Origin of the sequence: Neisseria perflava (assembly GCF_002863305.2) — a bacterium.
Lineage (GTDB): Bacteria > Pseudomonadota > Gammaproteobacteria > Burkholderiales > Neisseriaceae > Neisseria > Neisseria perflava_A.
Genome location: NZ_CP136962.1, coordinates 2,059,139 through 2,082,271 on the forward strand (window position 1 = coordinate 2,059,139; position 23,133 = coordinate 2,082,271).

The 23,133-nt window shown below is 45.0% G+C and carries 22 protein-coding genes and 4 tRNA genes; 24 read left to right on the forward strand and 2 right to left on the reverse strand.

All coding sequences use genetic code 11. The features are described 5' to 3' along the window. Positions 1–24 precede the first annotated feature (24 nt). The gene (locus tag CYJ98_RS09595; protein WP_101756367.1) at positions 25–471 is read right to left on the reverse strand and encodes a hypothetical protein; all 447 of its coding nucleotides are present in this window, start codon (positions 469–471) and stop codon (positions 25–27) included. A gap of 54 nt (positions 472–525) precedes the next feature. Continuing rightward, on the reverse strand, positions 526–996 hold the full coding sequence (locus CYJ98_RS09600; protein ID WP_143485324.1) for a hypothetical protein: 471 nt from the start codon (positions 994–996) through the stop codon (positions 526–528). Between the two features lie 188 nt (positions 997–1,184). Between CYJ98_RS09600 and CYJ98_RS09605 the strand changes: the two genes are divergently transcribed. The 24 genes from CYJ98_RS09605 to rplW all read left to right on the forward strand — a co-directional run bounded on the left by CYJ98_RS09605 (position 1,185) and on the right by rplW (position 23,130). After that, positions 1,185–1,568, forward strand: coding sequence for a helix-turn-helix domain-containing protein (locus tag CYJ98_RS09605; RefSeq protein ID WP_101756366.1), 384 nt, complete (start codon positions 1,185–1,187; stop codon positions 1,566–1,568). A 132-nt stretch (positions 1,569–1,700) separates the two neighbouring features. Next, the gene (gene rsmD, locus CYJ98_RS09610) at positions 1,701–2,273 is read left to right on the forward strand and encodes a 16S rRNA (guanine(966)-N(2))-methyltransferase RsmD (RefSeq protein ID WP_101756365.1); all 573 of its coding nucleotides are present in this window, start codon (positions 1,701–1,703) and stop codon (positions 2,271–2,273) included. 122 nt (positions 2,274–2,395) lie between these two features. Continuing rightward, positions 2,396–2,647, forward strand: a complete 252-nt coding sequence (locus CYJ98_RS09615) for a YfhL family 4Fe-4S dicluster ferredoxin (protein WP_003679513.1) — start codon at positions 2,396–2,398, stop codon at positions 2,645–2,647. A gap of 98 nt (positions 2,648–2,745) precedes the next feature. Next, positions 2,746–2,829: transfer RNA gene (locus tag CYJ98_RS09620), tRNA-Tyr, on the forward strand. Positions 2,830–2,861: 32 nt separating this feature from the next. Next, positions 2,862–2,935, forward strand: a tRNA-Gly gene (locus CYJ98_RS09625). A 9-nt stretch (positions 2,936–2,944) separates the two neighbouring features. Beyond that, positions 2,945–3,019: transfer RNA gene (locus tag CYJ98_RS09630), tRNA-Thr, on the forward strand. A gap of 50 nt (positions 3,020–3,069) precedes the next feature. Further along, entirely contained in the window at positions 3,070–4,254 is a 1,185-nt protein-coding gene (gene tuf / locus CYJ98_RS09635) for an elongation factor Tu (RefSeq protein ID WP_004520187.1), read from the forward strand. A gap of 6 nt (positions 4,255–4,260) precedes the next feature. After that, positions 4,261–4,336, forward strand: a tRNA-Trp gene (locus CYJ98_RS09640). A gap of 131 nt (positions 4,337–4,467) precedes the next feature. Further along, on the forward strand, positions 4,468–4,743 hold the full coding sequence (gene secE / locus CYJ98_RS09645) for a preprotein translocase subunit SecE (protein ID WP_070461116.1): 276 nt from the start codon (positions 4,468–4,470) through the stop codon (positions 4,741–4,743). A gap of 2 nt (positions 4,744–4,745) precedes the next feature. Beyond that, positions 4,746–5,279, forward strand: a complete 534-nt coding sequence (gene nusG, locus CYJ98_RS09650; RefSeq protein ID WP_003680697.1) for a transcription termination/antitermination protein NusG — start codon at positions 4,746–4,748, stop codon at positions 5,277–5,279. Between the two features lie 104 nt (positions 5,280–5,383). Then, a complete protein-coding gene (gene rplK, locus CYJ98_RS09655; RefSeq protein WP_002220151.1) occupies positions 5,384–5,818 on the forward strand; it encodes a 50S ribosomal protein L11 in 435 nt (144 codons plus the stop codon). Further along, positions 5,818–6,513, forward strand: a complete 696-nt coding sequence (rplA, locus tag CYJ98_RS09660) for a 50S ribosomal protein L1 (RefSeq protein WP_003677918.1) — start codon at positions 5,818–5,820, stop codon at positions 6,511–6,513. Before rplK ends, rplA begins: the two co-directional genes overlap by 1 nt. A gap of 222 nt (positions 6,514–6,735) precedes the next feature. Beyond that, positions 6,736–7,236 carry a 50S ribosomal protein L10 gene (rplJ, locus tag CYJ98_RS09665; protein WP_003680699.1) on the forward strand — a complete coding sequence of 167 codons (501 nt, stop codon included), beginning with the start codon at positions 6,736–6,738 and terminating at the stop codon, positions 7,234–7,236. A 57-nt stretch (positions 7,237–7,293) separates the two neighbouring features. Further along, positions 7,294–7,665: a 50S ribosomal protein L7/L12 gene (gene rplL, locus CYJ98_RS09670; protein ID WP_003677916.1), complete on the forward strand. Its 372-nt coding sequence runs from the start codon at positions 7,294–7,296 to the stop codon at positions 7,663–7,665. Between the two features lie 189 nt (positions 7,666–7,854). Beyond that, positions 7,855–12,033 carry a DNA-directed RNA polymerase subunit beta gene (gene rpoB, locus CYJ98_RS09675; RefSeq protein WP_101756410.1) on the forward strand — a complete coding sequence of 1,393 codons (4,179 nt, stop codon included), beginning with the start codon at positions 7,855–7,857 and terminating at the stop codon, positions 12,031–12,033. 155 nt (positions 12,034–12,188) lie between these two features. Further along, positions 12,189–16,364, forward strand: a complete 4,176-nt coding sequence (gene rpoC / locus CYJ98_RS09680) for a DNA-directed RNA polymerase subunit beta' (protein WP_101756409.1) — start codon at positions 12,189–12,191, stop codon at positions 16,362–16,364. 253 nt (positions 16,365–16,617) lie between these two features. Beyond that, positions 16,618–16,989 (forward strand): 30S ribosomal protein S12, encoded by a 372-nt coding sequence (gene rpsL / locus CYJ98_RS09685; RefSeq protein ID WP_002218431.1) that lies wholly within the window; start codon positions 16,618–16,620, stop codon positions 16,987–16,989. A gap of 117 nt (positions 16,990–17,106) precedes the next feature. Then, positions 17,107–17,577, forward strand: coding sequence for a 30S ribosomal protein S7 (gene rpsG, locus CYJ98_RS09690; RefSeq protein ID WP_002240962.1), 471 nt, complete (start codon positions 17,107–17,109; stop codon positions 17,575–17,577). Positions 17,578–17,595: 18 nt separating this feature from the next. Beyond that, positions 17,596–19,701: an elongation factor G gene (gene fusA / locus CYJ98_RS09695; protein WP_070825978.1), complete on the forward strand. Its 2,106-nt coding sequence runs from the start codon at positions 17,596–17,598 to the stop codon at positions 19,699–19,701. Between the two features lie 88 nt (positions 19,702–19,789). Continuing rightward, on the forward strand, positions 19,790–20,974 hold the full coding sequence (gene tuf / locus CYJ98_RS09700) for an elongation factor Tu (RefSeq protein ID WP_004520187.1): 1,185 nt from the start codon (positions 19,790–19,792) through the stop codon (positions 20,972–20,974). Between the two features lie 17 nt (positions 20,975–20,991). After that, entirely contained in the window at positions 20,992–21,303 is a 312-nt protein-coding gene (gene rpsJ / locus CYJ98_RS09705; RefSeq protein ID WP_002642322.1) for a 30S ribosomal protein S10, read from the forward strand. Positions 21,304–21,554: 251 nt separating this feature from the next. Beyond that, entirely contained in the window at positions 21,555–22,199 is a 645-nt protein-coding gene (gene rplC, locus CYJ98_RS09710) for a 50S ribosomal protein L3 (RefSeq protein ID WP_004464584.1), read from the forward strand. Then, positions 22,199–22,819, forward strand: coding sequence for a 50S ribosomal protein L4 (gene rplD / locus CYJ98_RS09715; RefSeq protein WP_003684798.1), 621 nt, complete (start codon positions 22,199–22,201; stop codon positions 22,817–22,819). The genes rplC and rplD overlap by 1 nt, the downstream gene beginning before the upstream one ends. Beyond that, positions 22,816–23,130, forward strand: a complete 315-nt coding sequence (gene rplW, locus CYJ98_RS09720; protein WP_180947885.1) for a 50S ribosomal protein L23 — start codon at positions 22,816–22,818, stop codon at positions 23,128–23,130. The genes rplD and rplW overlap by 4 nt, the downstream gene beginning before the upstream one ends. Positions 23,131–23,133: the final 3 nt, after the last annotated feature.

Sequence of the window (23,133 nt, forward strand, 5' to 3'; positions counted from 1 at the left end):
GGCCTTGGGTTATGAATGTATGATTTAAAGGCTTCGAATGCACTTACGGATTGAGCGTTTGAAAGATTTACCGTTTTCTAATACATCGTCTACTAAGCAACGATTCCCATTACATGACATCACATAAGTTAGTTTATTTAATTTGCCAAAATTTCTAAAGGTAGCAAGTACGTGTCCATTATCAGTAATAGAAGTTTTCAAGCTACGGCTGATTTCTTTAGGGTTTGAATCCTGACCTTGTGTTATTAAGTCATAATCAATACAGCCAACTTCTCCAACAGGAGTTTTGCGTTCGTCTTCAATAAAAACTGATTTGAAATCGCGGGTAGAATTATTGATTAAAGTTTGGTGATTGCCGCCACCTGCATAAATACGTTTCACAATTTGTAGTTTTTGAGCTTGCAAATTATCTTGTGCAAAAGTTGTTGTACAAGCCATGAGTGAGACAAGAGCAATCAGATATTTTTTCATGATTTTTCCTATATAATGGATTAATAAGAGTGGTTGATATAACAAAGAAGGTTGTTATCCTGCGGGTTTACATTTAGCAAGCTCTCTAGCAATGGATTTAACGCTGTTAGATGATGGTGTAAATGTTGCAATGAGCTTATTGTTTGAATATAAATCAATTTTTTTGGCTTTGGAAATGGCACGTGTAAAATTTATCCATTCATTTGCTCCACCTCTTGTGCTGGTCGGAAGTCCGCCATCTTGAGGAGGATAGGCAACTGTTGAATTATCGAACAGAATACTAATATTTCGAAGGGGGAGAGAATTCCCATTTAATCCTTTGGGATAGTAGTGAAAACCGTGATCGGAATGAATATCTGCATATTCATTACAGGCTACAATAATAGTTTGATTTCTTGAATTGGAGAGGACGTATTCGGTATAACCTTGGGTAAAAGAAGAAGTCCATACATTGGGAACGGCATAAGTTGGGATGGATAGAAGGCCTAAGATAGTAGTGACAGAGATTTTATGTAAAAATTTCATTTTATTTATCGCCTTTTAGAAAAGTTAAGAAGAATGTTCTCGAAGAAATGATTACGAGGCCTGTATCGTAAATAAATAAGCTTTATTATATGAATTTCATATTACATATAAATAAATTGATTGTCTAGCTACTATATGGTTAAAATTTATCCCAATAATACAACTATCTATACAGAAAGTTTAATTTTATGGAAACTCACGAAAAGATCCGCTTGATACGCGAATTAAATAAATGGTCTCAGGAAGAAATGGCGGAAAAGTTAGCCATGTCTGCCGGTGGATACGCTAAGATTGAGCGAGGTGAGACACAATTGAATATTCCAAGACTGGAGCAGTTGGCGGCTATCTTTAAAGTAGATATGTGGGATTTGTTAAAATCTAGTAATAACGGGATGGTTTTGCAGATTAATGAAGGAGATAGTGGAGGCGATATCGCTTTATATGCTTCAAGTGATATGGCTATGAAATTGGAGTTGTTGAATCAGGAGTTAAAACATTGCCGGGAAATGCTGGAGCAGAAGGATAAGGAAATTGAGTTGTTGAGACAGCTGGCTACTTCTGTGCAGAAGTAAAAGCCTAGGCCGTCTGAAAAATGATTTTCAGACGGCCTTGTTGTATCTAAAAGAATAGAGTGAAATACGGCTTGATGGCAGTTTCACTATATAATTGAGGCCGTCTGAAAACTCGGTATCTTTTTAAAAATCATGGCAAACAACAAACATTCCAAACACACCAATCAAGTACGCATCATCGGTGGGCAATGCAGGGGACGAAAGTTAACATTTTTATCTGCAGATGGTCTGCGCCCGACGCCTGACAGTGTGCGTGAAAAACTGTTTAATTGGCTGGGCCAGGATTTAACCGGCAAAACAGTATTGGATTTATTCAGCGGCAGTGGTGCTTTGGGAATGGAGGCTGCTTCCCGTAATGCGGCAAAAGTGGTAATGGTCGATAACCACCGCCAAACTGTTCAAACGCTTCAGAAAAATATCCGTGAATTAGGTTTGAAACAGGCAGAAATCGAGTGTTCAGACGGCATGATTTATCTGACAAGGCCGTCTGAAAAATTTGATGTCATATTTCTTGATCCGCCATTTGCATGGGAAGATTGGCAAAATCTGTTTATCCGATTGCAAAGCCACTTGAAAAATGGGGCAATGGTCTATATTGAAGCAGGGAAGCTGCCTGAAAAACCGGATTGGCTGGAAGTTTATCGGGAAGGAAAGGCGGGAATGAGTAGGTTTGAATTGTTACTCTATACACAAGTTGCTGAATAGTATGGAATTTGAGAATCATTCCCAAGGTGTAAAACATTCTTTCAAACGGATTGTTCCGACATCATTTGTGCTATAATCCGCGCCCAATCGGTTTTGATAATTTAAGAAAAAAGGAAATAGAAATGTCGCTCTTTATTACAGATGAGTGCATTAACTGCGATGTGTGCGAACCGGAATGCCCTAATGATGCCATTTCGCAAGGTGAAGAAATTTACGAAATCAATCCAAATTTGTGTACGCAATGTGTAGGCCATTACGATGAGCCTCAGTGCCAACAGGTATGCCCTGTCGACTGTATCTTGATCGATGAAGAACATCCTGAAACGCATGAAGAACTGATGGCTAAGTACGAAAAAATCATTCAGTTTAAATAAATAGTGTTTAAAAGCAAAAGCTTGGATATTTTTAAAGAAATAAATAAAAAAAAATCTTGACGGAAATCTGAGTTGCCAATAAACTAGCGTTCTCTTTTGGAGGGATTCCCGAGCGGTCAAAGGGGGCAGACTGTAAATCTGTTGCGTGAGCTTCGAAGGTTCGAATCCTTCTCCCTCCACCAAAAATTCTTACTTGGAGCAAAAAAGTGAGTATGCGGGTGTAGCTCAATGGTAGAGCAGAAGCCTTCCAAGCTTACGGTGAGGGTTCGATTCCCTTCACCCGCTCCAAACAATTTCGCCCATGTAGCTCAGGGGTAGAGCACTCCCTTGGTAAGGGAGAGGTCGGCAGTTCAAATCTGCCCATGGGCACCATCTCATTATTACCCTTTCTTTCAAAAAGCTATAGATTATAGGATATTGCCATGGCTAAGGAAAAATTTGAACGTAGCAAACCGCACGTAAACGTTGGCACCATCGGTCACGTTGACCATGGTAAAACCACTCTGACTGCTGCTTTGACTACTATTTTGGCTAAAAAATTCGGTGGCGCTGCAAAAGCTTACGACCAAATCGACAACGCTCCTGAAGAAAAAGCTCGTGGTATTACCATTAATACCTCACACGTAGAATACGAAACTGAAACCCGTCACTACGCACACGTAGACTGCCCGGGCCACGCCGACTACGTTAAAAACATGATTACCGGTGCTGCCCAAATGGACGGTGCGATCTTGGTATGTTCCGCAGCTGACGGTCCTATGCCACAAACTCGCGAACACATCCTGTTGGCTCGCCAAGTAGGTGTGCCTTACATCATCGTATTCATGAATAAATGCGACATGGTTGACGATGCCGAGTTGTTGGAACTGGTTGAAATGGAAATCCGTGACTTGTTGTCAAGCTACGACTTCCCAGGCGATGACTGCCCAATCGTACAAGGTTCTGCACTGAAAGCTTTGGAAGGTGACGCTGGTTACGAAGAAAAAATCTTCGAATTGGCTGCTGCTTTGGACAGCTACATCCCAACACCTGAGCGTGCTGTGGACAAACCTTTCTTGTTGCCTATCGAAGACGTATTCTCTATCTCTGGCCGTGGTACAGTAGTAACTGGTCGTGTAGAGCGCGGTATCATCCACGTTGGTGACGAGATCGAAATCGTAGGTCTGAAAGAAACTCAAAAAACCACTTGTACCGGTGTTGAAATGTTCCGCAAACTGCTGGACGAAGGTCAAGCTGGTGACAACGTAGGTGTATTGCTGCGTGGTACTAAACGTGAAGACGTAGAGCGTGGTCAAGTATTGGCTAAACCAGGTACGATCACTCCTCACACCAAGTTCAAAGCAGAAGTATACGTACTGAGCAAAGAAGAGGGTGGTCGTCACACTCCATTCTTTGCTAACTACCGTCCACAATTCTACTTCCGTACTACTGACGTAACTGGTGCAGTTACTTTGGAAGAAGGCGTAGAAATGGTAATGCCAGGTGAGAACGTAACCATTACTGTAGAACTGATTGCGCCTATCGCTATGGAAGAAGGTCTGCGCTTTGCGATTCGCGAAGGTGGTCGTACCGTAGGTGCGGGTGTGGTTTCTTCTGTAATCGCTTAAGTTTAGAGGCCAATAGCTCAATTGGTAGAGTATCGGTCTCCAAAACCGAGGGTTGGGGGTTCGAGACCCTCTTGGCCTGCCAAATAAAAAATTAACCGGCCTTGTGCCGGTTAATTTTTTTGTACTTAAGTTCTAAGATTATTTGGAATTAATTAATGGATCAATACCGCTATCTAAAATGAAGGCGGGTGGGGTATTGATAAGTGAGTAAAGATGACAGAACATCCGTCTGGACGCAAAGAAGGCCATCAGAAAAAGGAAGTTGTGGTAAGTAATAAGCCGGCTCCTGAAAAGAAAGAAGGTCTGTTTGCATATTTTAAGAGCTCTTGGACTGAGTTTAAGAAGGTAGTTTGGCCGAGTCGTGATGAAGCGGTTAAAATGACTGTATTTGTGATTATCTTCGTTGCAGTTTTAGCAGCCTTCATTTATGCGGCAGATACAATTATTTCATGGTTGTTTTTTGATGTTTTATTAAATAGGAAAGGGTAAAGATGTCAAAGCGTTGGTATGTGGTACAGGCCTATTCCGGTTTCGAGAAAAATGTTCAAAAAACATTGAAAGAGCGTATTGCTCGTGAAAACATGGAAGAATATTTCGGTCAGATTCTCGTTCCTGTAGAGGAAGTGGTAGATATCAAGAATGGCCGAAAAACCATCAGTGAGCGTAAATTCTATCCAGGCTATGTGTTGGTTGAAATGGAAATGACCGATGATTCATGGCACTTGGTTAAGAGTACCCCTCGAGTAAATGGTTTTGTAGGTGGTAGCGGAAATCGTCCAATCCCAATTTCTCAAAAAGATGCAGATGCTATTTTGCAACAAGCCAAAACAGGTGTTGAGAAGCCAAAACCAAAAGTTGAATTTGAGGTTGGTCAGCAGGTTCGTGTGAATGAAGGTCCATTTGCTGATTTCAATGGAATTGTTGATGAGGTTAACTACGAGCGTAATAGACTGCGTGTTTCAGTTCAGATTTTTGGTCGTGAAACACCGGTTGAATTAGAGTTCGGTCAGGTTGAAAAGATTTAAGTGGTTTAATTCGCTTGAAATTTTTTTTTTAAGCGGATATAATCGCAAATTCTGTTTGGGAAGCGGAATGGTTCCGCGTTATACCCGTTTTTAGGAGTCCTTAAGTGGCAAAGAAAATTATCGGCTACATCAAACTGCAAATTCCTGCAGGTAAAGCCAATCCATCTCCCCCAGTTGGTCCTGCTTTGGGTCAACGTGGTTTAAATATCATGGAATTCTGTAAAGCATTTAATGCTGCAACCCAAGGTATGGAACCTGGTTTGCCAATTCCAGTCGTGATCACCGCATTTGCAGATAAATCATTCACATTTGTGATGAAAACCCCACCAGCTTCTATCTTGTTGAAAAAAGCTGCTGGTCTGCAAAAAGGTAGTTCTAATCCTCTGACTAACAAAGTGGGTAAATTGACCCGCGCTCAGTTGGAAGAAATTGCTAAAACTAAAGAGCCTGATTTGACTGCTGCTGACTTGGATGCGGCTGTTCGTACTATCGCCGGCTCTGCTCGCTCAATGGGCTTGGATGTGGAGGGTGTTGTATAATGGCTAAAGTATCTAAACGCTTGAAAGCTCTTCGCTCTTCTGTTGAAGCTAATAAACTGTACGCAATCGATGAAGCAATTGCTTTGGTTAAAAAAGCTGCTACTGCTAAATTTGACGAGTCTGTTGACGTATCTTTCAACTTGGGTGTTGATCCTCGTAAATCTGACCAAGTTATTCGTGGTTCAGTCGTTCTGCCTAAAGGTACCGGTAAAACAACTCGCGTAGCTGTGTTTACTCAAGGTGCAAATGCAGATGCTGCTAAAGAAGCTGGTGCAGATATTGTTGGTTTTGAAGATCTGGCCGCTGAAATCAAAGCTGGTAACCTGAACTTTGACGTTGTTATTGCTTCTCCTGATGCAATGCGTATCGTTGGTCAATTGGGTACCATCTTGGGTCCTCGTGGCCTGATGCCAAACCCTAAAGTAGGTACTGTTACTCCTAACGTTGCTGAAGCAGTTAAAAATGCAAAAGCAGGTCAAGTACAATACCGTACAGATAAAGCCGGTATCGTTCACGCAACTATCGGTCGTGCTTCTTTCGCTGAAGCTGACTTGAAAGAAAACTTCAATGCGTTGCTGGATGCTATCGTTAAAGCCAAACCTGCTGCTGCTAAAGGCCAGTACCTGAAAAAAGTTGCTGTATCCAGCACTATGGGTTTGGGTGTTCGCGTTGATACTGCAAGCGTGAACAACTAAGAAATTTTCAGGTGATCCGGTTTTTTGGATTGCCTGAATTTGGGCTACTTAAAATTAAGTAGATGTCCAAGACCGTAGGGATCGTAAGATTTAATCGTAATTGCCCTACGCAGACGGTAGTCCTGAAACACATTGCAAGATTGCTTGTAAGATGTCTTTTTAGGTTACCGCGCTGGTGGGATATCATTCGGTATCCTGTTTATAAACAGTGGGAGGTAGACCTTGAGTCTCAATATTGAAACCAAGAAAGTGGCCGTAGAGGAAATTAGCGCAGCAATTGCTAACGCTCAAACTCTCGTAGTCGCTGAATATCGCGGTATCAGTGTTTCCAGCATGACTGAGCTTCGTGCAAATGCACGTAAAGAAGGCGTTTACTTGCGCGTTCTGAAAAATACTCTGGCTCGTCGCGCAGTAGAGGGTACTTCATTCGCAGGTTTGGCCGATCAAATGGTTGGTCCATTGGTTTACGCTGCTTCTGAAGATGCTGTTGCTGCTGCTAAAGTGCTGCACCAATTCGCGAAAAAAGATGACAAAATTATCGTTAAAGCTGGTTCTTACAATGGCGAAGTGATGAACCCTGCTCAGGTTGCTGAGTTGGCTTCTATTCCAAGCCGCGAAGAACTGTTGTCCAAACTGTTGTTCGTTATGCAAGCTCCTGTATCAGGCTTTGCACGTGGTTTGGCTGCTTTGGCAGAGAAAAAAGCTGGCGAAGAAGCCGCTTAATCAATTTTGTTTCATTTAATCAATTATTTTTTAATACAATATTTGGAGTAAAATAGCATGGCTATTACTAAAGAAGACATTTTGGAAGCCGTTGGTTCTTTGACCGTAATGGAATTGAACGACCTGGTTAAAGCTTTTGAAGAGAAATTTGGCGTTTCTGCTGCTGCCGTTGCAGTTGCAGGTCCTGCGGGTGCTGGTGCAGCTGCTGCTGAAGAAAAAACTGAATTTGACGTAGTATTGGCTTCTGCTGGTGATCAAAAAGTTGGCGTGATTAAAGTTGTCCGCGCTATCACTGGCTTGGGTCTGAAAGAAGCTAAAGACATCGTTGACGGTGCACCTAAAACTCTGAAAGAGGGTGTTTCTAAAGCTGAAGCTGAAGACATCCAAAAACAACTGGAAGAAGCCGGCGCTAAAGTCGAAATCAAATAATTTGATGCTTCCTGTGAAGGCTGGCAGTTTTCTGCCAGCCTTATTTTGCTTCTTAAAATAAGCATCAGGCATTGTTTACATTTATTTGCATAGTCTTGATAAAACCATTGCAAATAAATGTAAATATCAGGTTGATGCATGCCGTTGTTTTAGACGGCCTATTATTTAAAATTGCTTTTCGGAGTGTATATGAGCTATTCGTTTACCGAGAAAAAACGTATCCGTAAGAGTTTTGCAAAGCGAGAGAATGTCTTGGATGTTCCTTTCTTGCTGGCAACCCAAATTGATTCTTATGCGAAATTTTTACAGTTGGAAAACGCTTTTGACCAACGTACTGATGATGGTCTGCAAGCAGCATTCAATTCTATTTTCCCGATTGTGAGTCATAATGGTTATGCACGATTGGAGTTTGTGCATTACACATTGGGCGAACCTTTGTTCGATATTCCTGAATGTCAATTGCGCGGTATTACTTATGCGGCTCCATTGCGTGCACGTATCCGTTTGGTGATTTTGGATAAAGAAGCGTCTAAACCGACCGTAAAAGAAGTTCGTGAAAACGAAGTATATATGGGCGAAATCCCATTGATGACGCCAAGTGGCTCTTTTGTCATCAATGGTACTGAGCGTGTGATTGTTTCCCAGCTACACCGTTCTCCTGGTGTGTTCTTTGAGCATGACCGTGGTAAAACACATTCTTCCGGTAAGCTGTTGTTCTCTGCTCGTATTATTCCTTACCGCGGTTCATGGTTGGATTTCGAATTTGATCCAAAAGATTTGCTGTATTTCCGTATCGACCGTCGCCGTAAAATGCCGGTTACGATTTTGTTGAAAGCTTTGGGCTACAACAATGAACAAATTTTGGATATTTTCTACGACAAAGAAACTTTCTATTTGTCTTCAAACGGTGTTCAAACTGATCTGGTTGCAGGCCGTCTGAAAGGTGAAACTGCCAAAGTTGATATCTTGGATAAAGAAGGCAATGTACTGGTTGCCAAAGGTAAACGCATTACTGCGAAAAATATCCGTGATATTACCAATGCGGGCTTGACTCGTTTGGATGTAGAGCCAGAAAGCTTAATAGGCAAATCATTGGCTGCTGACCTGATTGATCCGGAAACCGGCGAAGTATTGGCTTCTGCTAACGATGAAATTACAGAAGAACTGTTGGCCAAACTTGATATCCATGGTGTAAAAGAAATTACGACCCTTTATATCAATGAATTGGATCAAGGTGGTTACATCTCCAGCACTCTGCGTACAGACGAAACTGCTGATCAGCAAGCTGCACGCGTAGCGATTTACCGCATGATGCGTCCTGGCGAACCACCTACCGAAGAAGCTGTTGAGCAACTCTTCAACCGCTTGTTCTTCAGTGAAGACAGCTATGATTTGTCTCGCGTAGGCCGTATGAAATTTAATACACGCACATACGAGCAAAAATTGTCTGAAGCACAACAAAACTCTTGGTATGGCCGTTTGTTGAATGAGACTTTGGCCGGCGCATCCGAAAAAGGTGGTTACGTTCTGAGCGTTGAAGACATCGTTGCTTCTATTGCGACATTGGTTGAACTGCGTAACGGTCATGGCGAAGTAGACGATATTGACCACTTGGGTAATCGTCGTGTTCGTTCTGTGGGTGAGTTGACTGAAAACCAATTCCGCAGCGGTTTGGCTCGTGTAGAACGTGCAGTTAAAGAGCGTTTGAACCAAGCAGAATCTGAGAACTTGATGCCGCATGACTTGATCAATGCGAAACCTGTTTCTGCCGCGATTAAAGAATTCTTCGGTTCCAGCCAATTGAGCCAATTTATGGATCAGACCAACCCATTGTCTGAAGTAACCCATAAACGCCGTGTATCTGCATTGGGCCCGGGCGGTTTGACTCGCGAACGTGCAGGCTTTGAGGTGCGAGACGTACATCCGACCCACTATGGCCGTGTATGTCCTATTGAAACACCTGAAGGTCCAAACATTGGTTTGATCAACTCATTGTCCGTTTATGCGCGTACCAATGATTATGGTTTCTTGGAAACTCCTTACCGCCGTGTTGTCGATGGTAAAGTAACTGAAGAAATCGACTACTTGTCTGCTATCGAAGAAGGCCGTTATGTGATTGCACAGGCGAATGCCGATTTGGACAAAGACGGTAATTTGATTGGCGACTTGGTCACTTGTCGTGAAAAAGGTGAAACCATTATGGCAACGCCTGACCGCGTTCAATATATGGACGTGGCAACTGGTCAAGTGGTATCTGTAGCGGCATCTCTGATTCCATTCTTGGAACATGATGACGCGAACCGTGCATTAATGGGTGCCAACATGCAACGTCAGGCCGTACCGTGTCTGCGCCCTGAAAAACCAATGGTTGGTACCGGTATCGAGCGCTCTGTTGCCGTTGACTCTGCTACTGCAATCGTTGCCCGTCGTGGCGGTGTAGTTGAGTATGTCGATGCCAACCGTGTTGTGATTCGTGTTCATGACGATGAAGCGACTGCCGGTGAAGTGGGTGTCGATATTTACAACTTGGTTAAATTCACCCGTTCCAACCAATCTACCAATATCAATCAGCGTCCTGCCGTCAAAGCAGGTGACGTTTTGCAACGCGGCGATTTAATTGCTGACGGTGCGTCTACCGATTTGGGCGAATTGGCTTTGGGTCAAAACATGACCATCGCCTTCATGCCATGGAATGGTTATAACTATGAAGACTCGATTCTGATTTCTGAAAAAGTGGCTGCGGACGATCGTTATACTTCGATTCACATTGAAGAACTGAACGTTGTTGCCCGTGATACCAAGCTGGGTGCGGAAGACATTACCCGCGATATTCCGAACTTGTCTGAGCGTATGCAAAACCGTTTGGATGAATCCGGTATTGTTTACATCGGTGCGGAAGTAGAGGCCGGTGACGTCTTGGTGGGTAAAGTAACGCCTAAAGGCGAAACTCAACTGACTCCTGAAGAAAAACTGCTGCGTGCCATCTTCGGTGAAAAAGCGTCTGACGTAAAAGATACTTCATTGCGTATGCCTACCGGCATGAGCGGTACCGTTATCGACGTTCAAGTCTTTACTCGTGAAGGTATCCAACGCGACAAACGTGCTCAATCCATTATTGATTCTGAATTGAAACGTTACCGTCAAGATTTGGGCGATCAATTGCGTATTTTCGATAATGACGCATTCGACCGTATCGAGCGTATGATTGTTGGTCAAAAAGCCAATGGTGGTCCGATGAAGCTGGCTAAAGGCAGCGAAATTACTACCGAATATTTGGCAAGCCTGTCCAGCAAACATGATTGGTTTGACATCCGTCTGGCTGACGAAGATTTGGCCAAGCAGTTGGAACTGATTAAATTGAGCCTGCAACAAAAACGCGAAGAAGCGGATGAGTTGTATGAGATCAAGAAGAAAAAACTGACCCAAGGCGACGAGCTGCAACCAGGCGTACAAAAAATGGTGAAAGTATTTATCGCCATCAAACGCCGTCTGCAAGCCGGTGACAAAATGGCGGGTCGCCACGGTAACAAAGGTGTGGTATCACGCATTCTGCCGGTGGAAGACATGCCTTACATGGCTGACGGCCGTCCGGTAGACATCGTACTGAACCCGTTGGGTGTACCTTCCCGTATGAACATCGGTCAGATTTTGGAAGTTCACTTGGGTTGGGCGGCAAAAGGTATCGGCGAGCGTATCGACCGTATGCTGAAAGAGCAACGCAAAGCCAGCGAGCTGCGTGAATTCTTGAACAAGCTCTACAACGGTAGCGGCAAGAAAGAAGATTTGGACAGCCTGACAGATGAAGAAATCATCGAATTAGCTTCCAACCTGCGTAAAGGTGCATCTTTCGCTTCTCCTGTATTCGACGGTGCGAAAGAGTCTGAAATCCGCGAAATGTTGAACTTGGCTTACCCAAGCGAAGATCCTGAGGTTGAGAAACTGGGCTTCAACGACAGTAAAACGCAAATCACGCTGTATGACGGCCGTTCAGGCGAAGCATTTGACCGCAAGGTTACAGTCGGTGTGATGCACTATCTGAAACTGCACCACTTGGTTGACGAAAAAATGCACGCCCGTTCTACCGGTCCATACAGTCTGGTTACCCAACAGCCTTTGGGCGGTAAAGCTCAGTTCGGTGGCCAACGTTTCGGTGAGATGGAGGTTTGGGCATTGGAAGCATACGGCGCGGCATACACGCTGCAAGAGATGCTGACTGTGAAGTCTGACGACGTGAACGGCCGTACCAAAATGTACGAAAACATCGTCAAAGGCGAACACAAAATCGATGCCGGTATGCCTGAATCCTTCAACGTATTGGTTAAAGAGATTCGCTCACTGGGCTTGGATATCGATTTGGAACGCTACTAAACAGAAGTTTTCAGACGGCCTTTTAAGGTCGTCTGAAAAAGCGGTTTCAGAATAAGAATGAAGCAATCGGCATTTAGGCCGTCTGAAATCAAAAGTACCGTTCCCAATATCGAAAATCCGCCACGCGGTAAAAATACTTCCTTCAAGGAGCAAAAATGAATTTGTTGAACTTATTTAATCCGTTGCAAACCACCGGCATGGAAGAAGAGTTTGATGCCATCAAAATCGGTATTGCCTCTCCCGAAACCATCCGCTCATGGTCTTATGGCGAAGTTAAAAAACCTGAAACCATTAACTACCGTACGTTCAAACCTGAGCGCGACGGTTTGTTCTGCGCCAAAATCTTTGGCCCGGTTAAAGACTATGAATGTTTGTGCGGTAAGTACAAACGCTTGAAATTTAAAGGCGTAACCTGTGAAAAATGTGGCGTAGAAGTTACCCTGTCCAAAGTGCGCCGCGAACGTATGGGCCATATCGAATTGGCTGCACCTGTTGCACATATTTGGTTCTTAAAATCCCTGCCTTCCCGCCTGGGTATGGTATTGGACATGACGTTGCGTGATATCGAACGTGTATTGTACTTTGAAGCATTCGTGGTGACCGATCCCGGCATGACTCCGTTGCAACGCCGTCAATTGCTGACTGAAGACGATTACTACAACAAGCTGGACGAATACGGCGATGACTTTGATGCCAAAATGGGTGCGGAAGGTATCCGCGAATTGCTGCGCACCCTGGATATTGTCAGCGAAATCGAAATCCTGCGTCAAGAGCTAGAATCTACCGGTTCTGACACTAAAATCAAAAAAATTGCCAAACGCTTGAAAGTATTGGAAGCCTTCCACCGTTCCGGTATGAAGCTGGAATGGATGATTATGGACGTGCTGCCGGTATTGCCACCTGATTTGCGTCCGTTGGTTCCATTGGATGGTGGTCGTTTTGCCACTTCCGATTTGAACGATTTGTACCGCCGCGTTATCAACCGTAACAACCGTCTGAAACGTCTGTTGGAACTGCATGCGCCTGACATCATCGTTCGTAATGAAAAACGTATGTTGCAAGAAGCAGTTGACTCTCTGTTGGATAACGGCCGTCGCGGTAAAGCCATGACCGGTGCCAATAAACGTCCGCTGAAATCATTGGCTGACATGATTAAAGGTAAAGGCGGCCGCTTCCGTCAAAACCTGCTGGGTAAACGTGTGGACTACTCCGGTCGTTCCGTGATTACCGTAGGCCCATACCTGCGTCTGCACCAATGTGGTCTGCCGAAAAAAATGGCGTTGGAACTGTTCAAACCATTTATTTTCCACAAATTGGAAAAACAAGGTTTGGCTTCTACCGTTAAAGCTGCGAAAAAATTGGTAGAGCAAGAAGTACCTGAAGTATGGGATATCTTGGAAGAAGTAATCCGCGAACATCCGATTATGCTGAACCGTGCGCCAACCCTGCACCGTTTGGGTATTCAAGCGTTCGAACCTATCCTGATCGAAGGTAAAGCGATTCAGTTGCACCCATTGGTGTGTGCCGCATTTAACGCCGACTTTGACGGTGACCAAATGGCGGTACACGTTCCATTGAGCTTGGAAGCACAAATGGAAGCACGCACGCTGATGCTGGCTTCAAACAACGTATTGTCTCCAGCCAACGGCGAACCAATCATCGTACCTTCTCAAGATATCGTATTGGGTCTGTACTACATGACCCGCGACCGTATCAATGCTAAAGGCGAAGGCAGCCTGTTTGCCGATGTGAAAGAAGTGCATCGTGCATACCATACCAAACAGGTTGAACTGGGTACGAAAATTACCGTACGTCTGCGCGAATGGGTGAAAAACGAAGCAGGTGAGTTTGAGCCTGTCGTTAACCGTTACGAAACGACTGTCGGTCGTGCATTGTTGAGCGAAATCTTGCCTAAAGGTCTGCCGTTCGAGTACATCAACAAAGCGCTGAAGAAAAAAGAAATTTCTAAACTGATTAACGCATCATTCCGTCTGTGCGGCTTGCGTGATACAGTTATTTTCGCCGACCACTTGATGTATACCGGTTTCGGTTTTGCGGCTAAAGGCGGTATTTCCATTGCGGTTGACGATATGGAAATTCCGAAAGAAAAAGCAGCCTTGCTGGCCGAGGCTAATGCCGAAGTTAAAGAAATCGAAGACCAATACCGTCAAGGTTTGGTAACCAACGGCGAACGTTACAACAAAGTAGTCGATATTTGGGGTCGTGCCGGCGATAAGATCGCTAAAGCGATGATGGACAACCTGTCCAAACAAAAAGTCATCGACCGTGACGGCAACGAAGTTGATCAAGAGTCCTTTAACTCTATTTACATGATGGCCGACTCTGGTGCCCGTGGTTCTGCGGCTCAGATTAAACAGTTGTCCGGTATGCGTGGTTTGATGGCCAAACCTGACGGCTCTATTATCGAAACGCCGATTACCTCTAACTTCCGCGAAGGTTTGACCGTATTGCAATACTTTATTGCGACCCACGGTGCGCGTAAAGGTTTGGCGGATACCGCGTTGAAAACGGCAAACTCTGGTTACCTGACCCGTCGTCTGGTAGACGTAACTCAAGACTTGGTCGTTGTTGAAGATGATTGCGGTACTTCAGACGGCTTTGTCATGAAAGCAGTAGTACAAGGCGGTGACGTAATTGAAGCGTTGCGCGATCGTATTTTAGGCCGTGTTACAGCATCAGATGTTGTTGATCCTTCAACAGGAGAAACATTGGTTGAGGCAGGTACACTGCTGACTGAGAAATTAGTCGATATCATTGACCAATCTGGGGTTGACGAGGTTAAAGTCCGTACGCCAATTACTTGTAAAACCCGTCATGGCCTGTGTGCACACTGTTATGGTCGCGACTTGGCACGCGGTAAACTCGTTAACGCCGGTGAGGCAGTTGGTGTGATTGCTGCACAATCCATTGGTGAACCAGGTACTCAGCTGACCATGCGTACGTTCCACATCGGTGGTGCGGCATCTCGTGCGGCAGCAGCCAGCCAAGTAGAAGCCAAATCCAACGGTACAGCACGTTTCAGCAGCCAAATGCGTTACGTTGCCAACAACAAAGGCGAGTTGGTTGTCATCGGCCGTTCTTGTGAAGTAGTGATTCACGACGATATCGGTCGCGAACGTGAACGTCACAAAGTACCTTACGGTGCAATCCTGCTGGTACAAGACGGCGAAGCTATTAAAGCCGGTCAAACCTTGGCAACTTGGGATCCGCATACCCGTCCGATGATCACCGAACACGCAGGTATGGTGAAATTCGAAAACGTGGAAGAGGGTGTTACCGTTGCGAAACAAACTGACGATGTAACCGGTTTGTCTACTTTGGTAGTGATTGACGGCAAACGTCGTTCTTCTAGTGCTTCTAAACTGTTGCGTCCGACTGTCAAACTGTTGGATGAAAATGGTCTGGAAATTTGCATTCCTGGTACGACTACCCCAGTTTCTATGGCATTCCCGGTCGGTGCGGTGATTACCATCCGTGAAGGTCAGGAAGTCGGTAAGGGTGATGTGTTGGCGCGTATTCCTCAAGCGTCTTCTAAAACCCGCGATATTACCGGTGGTCTGCCACGCGTAGCCGAATTGTTTGAAGCACGCGTGCCGAAAGATGCAGGTATGTTGGCTGAAATTACCGGTACCGTTTCCTTCGGTAAAGAAACCAAAGGTAAACAGCGTCTGATTATTACCGACGTAGACGGTGTAGCATACGAAACCCTGATTTCTAAAGAGAAACAGATTTTGGTACACGATGGTCAAGTGGTAAACCGTGGTGAAACCATCGTAGACGGTGCCGTAGATCCACACGACATTCTGCGTCTGCAAGGTATCGAAGCATTGGCTCGCTACATTGTTCAAGAGGTGCAAGAGGTTTACCGCTTGCAAGGTGTGAAGATTTCCGATAAACACATCGAAGTCATCATCCGCCAAATGCTGCGCCGTGTGAACATTGTGGATGCTGGTGATACAGAGTTTATTACTGGCGAACAAGTTGAGCGTAGCGATGTGATGCTTGCCAATGAGAAAGCCATCGCTGAAGGCAAAGAGCCGGCACGTTATGAAAATGTGTTGTTGGGTATTACCAAAGCTTCCTTGTCTACCGACAGCTTCATTTCTGCAGCATCGTTCCAAGAAACAACCCGTGTCTTGACCGAGGCCGCTATCATGGGCAAACAAGACGAGCTGCGCGGTTTAAAAGAGAACGTAATTGTCGGTCGATTGATTCCTGCCGGTACAGGTTTGACCTACCACCGCAGCCGTCACCAACAATGGCAGCAAGCCGATCAAGAGACTTCTGAAATCGAAGCTTCAGACGAATGATCCGGAAGGATTTTCGTGAAAATAAAACCGCAAGCCAGTCTTGCGGTTTTATTTTATAGAGGGCTTAGGATAGAGTAGAGAGTGAGGTCGTCTGAATCTTTCAGACGGCCATTGCTTCCAAAATTTTAAAGATAAATAGAAAAACACTAAACTTCATCAGTCATTTGCTTGACTAAACCCTTGCAATAAAAATATAATTCCAATCTTGTCGACATGGTGTCGGCAAGTATTTAACTCAACAGGACGAGAAAATATGCCAACTATTAACCAATTGGTACGCAAAGGCCGTCAAAAGCCCGTGTACGTAAACAAAGTGCCTGCACTGGAAGCTTGCCCGCAAAAACGCGGCGTATGCACCCGTGTATACACAACTACCCCTAAAAAACCTAACTCTGCATTGCGTAAAGTATGTAAAGTTCGCCTGACCAACGGTTTTGAAGTCATTTCATACATCGGCGGTGAAGGCCACAACCTGCAAGAGCACAGCGTCGTATTGATTCGCGGCGGTCGTGTAAAAGACTTGCCAGGTGTGCGTTACCACACTGTACGCGGTTCTTTGGATACTGCAGGTGTTAAAGACCGTAAACAAGCCCGTTCTAAATACGGTGCTAAGCGTCCTAAATAATTATCGGGACTCAAATAGGCACGTCGGCCGCCTAAGCTGAACAACGGCCGAGTAAGTGAATACTCAATTGGGTATTCATGGGAATTGACCCAACTGAATAGATTAAAGGAAATTAAAATGCCAAGACGTAGAGAAGTCCCTAAGCGCGACGTACTGCCAGATCCTAAATTTGGCAGCGTTGAGCTGACTAAATTCATGAACGTATTGATGATTGACGGTAAAAAATCTGTTGCAGAACGTATCGTTTACGGTGCGCTGGAACAAATTGAGAAAAAAACCGGCAAAGTAGCAATCGAAGTATTTAACGAAGCCATTGCAAACGCCAAGCCTATCGTGGAAGTGAAAAGCCGCCGTGTAGGTGGTGCAAACTACCAAGTTCCTGTTGAAGTTCGTCCTTCACGTCGTCTGGCCTTGGCAATGCGCTGGGTTCGCGATGCGGCCCGTAAACGTGGTGAGAAATCTATGGACCTGCGTTTGGCAGGCGAATTGATTGATGCGGCTGAAGGTCGTGGCGGTGCGTTGAAAAAACGTGAAGAAGTACACCGCATGGCTGAAGCTAACAAAGCATTCTCTCACTTCCGTTTCTAATATCGAAAGGCTAACAAAATGGCTCGTAAGACCCCTATCAGCCTGTATCGCAATATCGGTATTTCTGCCCATATTGACGCGGGTAAAACAACCACAACAGAACGTATTTTGTTCTATACAGGTTTGACTCATAAATTGGGTGAAGTGCATGACGGTGCGGCTACTACCGACTACATGGAACAAGAGCAAGAGCGTGGTATTACCATTACTTCTGCTGCTGTGACTTCTTATTGGTCCGGTATGGCGAAACAGTTCCCTGAGCACCGTTTCAACATCATCGACACCCCGGGACACGTTGACTTTACTGTAGAGGTAGAGCGTTCTATGCGTGTATTGGACGGCGCGGTAATGGTTTACTGTGCAGTAGGCGGTGTTCAACCTCAATCTGAAACCGTATGGCGTCAAGCTAACAAATACCAAGTACCTCGCTTGGCATTTGTAAACAAAATGGACCGTCAAGGTGCCAACTTCTTCCGCGTTGTTGAGCAAATGAAAACCCGTTTGCGCGCGAACCCTGTACCTATCGTGATTCCGGTTGGTGCGGAAGATAGCTTCAGCGGTGTTGTTGACTTGTTGAAAATGAAATCCATTATTTGGAATGAAGCCGATAAAGGTACAACCTTTACCTATGGCGATATTCCTGCTGAATTGGTTGAGACTGCCGAAGAATGGCGTCAAAACATGATTGAAGCCGCAGCAGAAGCCAGCGAAGAATTGATGGATAAATACTTGGGCGGTGATGAGCTGACTGAGGAAGAAATCGTAGGCGCATTGCGTCAACGTACTTTGGCTGGTGAAATTCAACCAATGTTGTGCGGTTCAGCATTTAAAAACAAAGGTGTTCAACGTATGTTGGATGCAGTTGTAGAATTGCTGCCTGCTCCTACCGACATTCCTCCAGTTCAAGGTGTTAACCCTAACACTGAAGAAGCCGACAGCCGTGAAGCCAGCGATGAAGAGAAATTCTCTGCATTGGCGTTCAAAATGTTGAATGATAAATACGTTGGTCAATTGACATTTATCCGCGTTTACTCTGGTGTGGTGAAATCCGGTGATACCGTATTGAACTCTGTAAAAGGTACTCGCGAACGTATCGGTCGCTTGGTGCAAATGACTGCTGCAGACCGTACTGAAATTGAAGAAGTACGCGCTGGCGACATCGCAGCCGCTATCGGTCTGAAAGACGTTACTACTGGTGAGACCTTGTGTGCAGAAAGCGCACCTATCATCTTGGAACGCATGGAATTCCCTGAGCCGGTAATCCATATTGCTGTTGAGCCGAAAACCAAAGCCGACCAAGAGAAAATGGGTATCGCCCTGAACCGTCTGGCGAAAGAAGACCCTTCTTTCCGCGTTCGTACAGACGAAGAATCCGGTCAAACCATTATTTCCGGTATGGGTGAGTTGCACTTGGAAATTATTGTTGACCGTATGAAACGCGAATTCGGCGTGGAAGCAAACATTGGTGCGCCTCAAGTGGCTTACCGTGAAACCATCCGCAAAGAAGTTGAAGCTGAATACAAACATGCCAAACAATCTGGTGGTAAAGGTCAATACGGTCACGTTGTGATCAAAATGGAACCTATGGAACCGGGTGGTGCAGGTTACGAATTTATCGACGAAATTAAAGGTGGTGTGATTCCTCGCGAATTCATTCCGTCTGTTGATAAAGGTATCCGCGATACCCTGCCTAATGGTATCGTTGCGGGCTACCCAGTAGTTGACGTACGCGTACGTTTGATTTTCGGTTCTTCACACGACGTCGACTCCTCTCAACTGGCCTTCGAATTGGCTGCTTCCCAAGCCTTCAAAGAAGGTATGCGTAAAGCCAATCCAGCTCTGTTGGAACCAATCATGGCAGTTGAAGTGGAAACCCCTGAAGAATACATGGGTGACGTAATGGGCGACTTGAACCGTCGCCGCGGCGTCGTATTGGGTATGGATGATGACGGTATCGGCGGTAAAAAAGTCCGTGCCGAAGTGCCTCTGGCAGAAATGTTCGGTTATTCTACCGACCTGCGTTCTGCAACCCAAGGTCGCGCTACTTACTCTATGGAGTTCAAGAAATATTCTGAAGCTCCTGCACACATAGCTGCTGCTGTAACTGAAGCCCGTAAAGGCTAATCAGGCAAATAGGTCGTCTGAAAGGCTGAAATGATTTTTCAGACGGCCTCTGTTCTTTAATCGATCTTTAATGTAAAGGAATTAGCTCATGGCTAAGGAAAAATTTGAACGTAGCAAACCGCACGTAAACGTTGGCACCATCGGTCACGTTGACCATGGTAAAACCACTCTGACTGCTGCTTTGACTACTATTTTGGCTAAAAAATTCGGTGGCGCTGCAAAAGCTTACGACCAAATCGACAACGCTCCTGAAGAAAAAGCTCGTGGTATTACCATTAATACCTCACACGTAGAATACGAAACTGAAACCCGTCACTACGCACACGTAGACTGCCCGGGCCACGCCGACTACGTTAAAAACATGATTACCGGTGCTGCCCAAATGGACGGTGCGATCTTGGTATGTTCCGCAGCTGACGGTCCTATGCCACAAACTCGCGAACACATCCTGTTGGCTCGCCAAGTAGGTGTGCCTTACATCATCGTATTCATGAATAAATGCGACATGGTTGACGATGCCGAGTTGTTGGAACTGGTTGAAATGGAAATCCGTGACTTGTTGTCAAGCTACGACTTCCCAGGCGATGACTGCCCAATCGTACAAGGTTCTGCACTGAAAGCTTTGGAAGGTGACGCTGGTTACGAAGAAAAAATCTTCGAATTGGCTGCTGCTTTGGACAGCTACATCCCAACACCTGAGCGTGCTGTGGACAAACCTTTCTTGTTGCCTATCGAAGACGTATTCTCTATCTCTGGCCGTGGTACAGTAGTAACTGGTCGTGTAGAGCGCGGTATCATCCACGTTGGTGACGAGATCGAAATCGTAGGTCTGAAAGAAACTCAAAAAACCACTTGTACCGGTGTTGAAATGTTCCGCAAACTGCTGGACGAAGGTCAAGCTGGTGACAACGTAGGTGTATTGCTGCGTGGTACTAAACGTGAAGACGTAGAGCGTGGTCAAGTATTGGCTAAACCAGGTACGATCACTCCTCACACCAAGTTCAAAGCAGAAGTATACGTACTGAGCAAAGAAGAGGGTGGTCGTCACACTCCATTCTTTGCTAACTACCGTCCACAATTCTACTTCCGTACTACTGACGTAACTGGTGCAGTTACTTTGGAAGAAGGCGTAGAAATGGTAATGCCAGGTGAGAACGTAACCATTACTGTAGAACTGATTGCGCCTATCGCTATGGAAGAAGGTCTGCGCTTTGCGATTCGCGAAGGTGGTCGTACCGTAGGTGCGGGTGTGGTTTCTTCTGTAATCGCTTAATTGAGGGATATTGATAAATGGCAAACCAAAAAATCCGTATCCGCCTGAAAGCTTATGATTACAGTCTGATTGACCGTTCTGCGCAAGAAATCGTTGAAACTGCCAAACGTACTGGCGCTGTTGTTAAAGGTCCGATTCCTTTGCCAACTAAAATCGAACGTTTCAACATCTTGCGTTCTCCTCACGTGAACAAAACTTCTCGTGAACAATTGGAAATCCGTACCCACTTGCGTCTGATGGACATCGTGGACTGGACTGACAAAACTACTGATGCACTGATGAAACTGGATCTTCCAGCGGGTGTGGATGTAGAAATTAAAGTTCAATAAGAACTGAAAAACCGAACAGCTTAGCTGTTCGGTTTTTTATAGAATTCTTAGGCCGTCTGAAAATTTTCAGATATTTGGCAACACTTCATCCGAAAAAAATGACGGTTTTAAGAAGTTAAATTGAAATTTTTGTTGATATTTCTTTGATTTGTCAATTATAATGGCGGACTTGGTACATCCGTATCAAGTTTAACTTTGTCTGAAAGGCAGGCCAATCGTAGCCCGCCCCTTTACTTAAAAGGAAAATAATCATGACTTTAGGTCTGGTTGGACGCAAAGTTGGTATGACTCGCGTGTTCGACGAACAGGGTGTTTCTGTTCCGGTAACTGTTTTGGATATGTCTGCCAACCGCGTTACACAAGTGAAATCCAAAGATACTGACGGCTACACTGCTGTACAAGTTACCTTTGGTCAGAAAAAAGCTAATCGTGTCAACAAAACTGAAGCCGGTCACTTTGCTAAAGCAGGTGTTGAAGCTGGTCGCGGTTTGGTTGAGTTTGCTTTGACTGAAGAAAAACTGGCTGAATTGAAAGCCGGTGATGAAATTACCGTTTCTATGTTTGAAGTTGGTCAATTGGTAGATGTAACCGGTACCTCTAAAGGTAAAGGTTTCTCTGGTACGATCAAACGTCATAACTTCGGTGCTCAACGTACTTCCCACGGTAACTCCCGTTCCCACCGTGTTCCTGGTTCTATCGGTATGGCACAAGACCCTGGTCGCGTGTTCCCTGGTAAGCGTATGGCAGGTCAATACGGCAACACTAAAGCAACTGTTCAAAAATTGGAAGTTGTGCGTGTTGATGCTGAACGCCAACTCTTGTTGGTTAAAGGTGCTGTTCCGGGTTCGGTTAACAGTGACGTCGTGGTTCGTCCTAGCGTGAAAGTAGGTGCGTAATGGAATTGAAAGTAATTGACGCTAAAGGACAAGTATCTGGCAGCTTGGCTGTTTCTGATGCTTTGTTTGCTCGTGAATACAATGAAGCTCTGGTTCACCAACTGGTTACTGCTTACTTGGCAAATGCCCGTTCTGGTAATCGTGCTCAAAAAACTCGTGCCGAAGTAAACCACTCTACTAAAAAACCATGGCGCCAAAAAGGTACCGGTCGTGCTCGCTCCGGTATGACTTCTTCTCCGCTGTGGCGTAAAGGTGGTCGTGCATTCCCAAACAAACCTGACGAAAACTTTACTCAAAAAGTGAACCGTAAAATGTACCGTGCCGGTATGGCGACTATTTTGTCCCAATTGGCTCGTGACGAACGTTTGTTTGCAATCGAAGCATTGACTGCTGAAACTCCTAAAACCAAAGTTTTTGCCGAACAAGTGAAAAACTTGGGTTTGGAGCAAGTGCTGTTTGTAACTAAACAGCTCGACGAGAATGTTTACTTGGCTTCACGCAACTTGCCTAACGTATTGGTTTTGGAAGCTCAACAAGTTGATCCTTACAGCTTGCTGCGTTACAAAAAAGTCGTTATCACTAAAGATGCAGTTGCACAATTAGAGGAGCAATGGGTATGAATCAACAACGTTTGACTCAAGTAATCTTGGCACCTATCGTTTCTGAAAAAAGCAACGTATTGGCTGAAAAACGTAACCAAATGACGTTTAAAGTTTTGGCAAATGCAACCAAACCTGAAATTAAAGCGGCTGTTGAGCTGCTGTTCGGCGTTCAAGTTGCAGACGTTACTACTGTTACCATTAAAGGTAAAGTTAAACGTTTTGGTCGCACTTTAGGTCGTCGCAGCGATGTTAAAAAGGCTTATATAAGCTTGGCTGCCGGTCAAGAGTTGGATTTGGAAGCCGCTGCTGCAGCTGCAGATAAGGAATAAACA